This is a genomic window from Acinetobacter sp. WCHAc060042, assembly GCF_003231195.1.
In the GTDB taxonomy this organism is placed as follows: domain Bacteria; phylum Pseudomonadota; class Gammaproteobacteria; order Pseudomonadales; family Moraxellaceae; genus Acinetobacter.
Map to the genome: position 1 here is coordinate 1 of NZ_QKVN01000140.1, position 432 is coordinate 432.

A 432-nucleotide genomic window follows, 5' to 3' on the forward strand; every position below is an offset into this window, starting at 1 on the left:
CCTTACCGATCTGCAATGACCTGACGGCATCGTTTTGTGTCATAAGCACCATCTGTATAGGCAGAATCGATTTGTTCATCTAAAGGGATTTGAGCAAGTAAATCTTCCAGTACCTGTGAATCACTGACATTATTTGCGGTGAGTTGTACAGCACGTATTTGAATGGTTTCAGTATCGATACCAATATGAAGCTTACGCCATTGGCGGCGATATTCAGCTCCATGTTTCTTGCGTTTCCATTCGCCCTCACCTAGAAACTTCATCCCTGTAGAGTCTACGAGTAGATGCAGCCCATCGCTACTTTTTTGGTAGCTGATTGCAATATCAATATGCTTTTGTCTTCTACAAAGCGTACTGTAATCTGGTGCGGTCCAATTTAATCCGCAAAGTTTAATCAGACTTTGCACAAAGCCAGTGACCATACCTAAAGAT

1 pseudogene is annotated in these 432 nt (G+C 42.4%); it reads right to left on the reverse strand.

From position 1 onward, the window contains the following. Window positions 1-5 precede the first annotated feature (5 nt). Window positions 6-432: pseudogene (locus tag DPG01_RS18615) on the reverse strand (IS5 family transposase); the annotation flags it as partial.